Source organism: Stenotrophomonas sp. GW821-FHT09E08 (assembly GCF_059416125.1).
This window is the reverse complement of record NZ_JBWKOO010000038.1, coordinates 1-840: the sequence shown is the minus strand read 5'-3', so window position 1 is coordinate 840 and position 840 is coordinate 1. Positions and strand designations below refer to the sequence as shown.

The following is an 840-nucleotide window of genomic DNA, read 5'->3' as shown; positions in this document are numbered from 1 at the left end:
GCTCGGCTCTTATCTCTTGCGACTCTGGCACCTTAGGTGCCGAGAGCCCGGCGCGGGCGACCGTTCGGCTCTAGGTCTTCTCGATCGCTCTGTAGCAAGGATCTCCGCGCCGGTTTCTCCCTGATCCGCCCGAACAGTTGATCGAGTTGGCGCTCGCACTGATAAGACTGGGCAAGCGGGGGGAGCTCTCGGCCCTGTCAGCCTAGCGGAGTTACCTCATGTTTGGGATCGGGATCGATGTCAGTGGTGAGAATCTGGATGTTGCCGTCCATGAACAGGCCTTTCGCCAGTTCAAGAACAGCAAGCGTGGCTGGAATAGCCTGATCCGGTGGTTGCAGCAGTGGCCAGCCAAGCAGGTCGTGCTCGAGGCCAGTGGCGGCTACGAGCAAAAGGCACTGGATGCGCTGCATGAAGCAGGCCTGCCGATGGTACGAATCAATCCTGGCCGTGGCCGCAGCTTTGCCTCAGCCACGGGAAAGCAGGCCAAGACCGATCGTATTGATGCCATGGTGCTGGCCCACATGGCCGATGCCCTAAAGCTGACCCGCTACGTACCGCCAGCGGCTTGGCAGCGCCGTCTGGGGGAGCTGTGCCAGCGACGTCGCCACCTGGTCCAGATGCGGGTGAGCGAGCATCAGCGCATGCGCGCGTTCAGCGAACCCAGCCTGATTTCCATGCTGAATCAGCACCTGCGCGAGATCCAGAAAAGCATCAAGCAGCTCGACGCCACCATCGCAGCGCTGCTGGCCGAACAGGAAGGATGGCGTGACTTTGCCAAGCTCAAAGGTGCCGGCCCGGTGTTGATGGCAACCCTGGCCTGCGAGCTCCCGGAGCTGGGCA

Annotated in this window: 1 protein-coding gene; it reads left to right on the top strand. The window is 61.9% G+C overall.

What is annotated here, in order from left to right; genetic code table 11:
* Nucleotides 1-218: 218 nt before the first annotated feature.
* On the top strand, nt 219-840 hold a 622-nt coding region (locus AC07M7_RS21110; protein WP_495208224.1), incomplete at its 3' end, for an IS110 family transposase.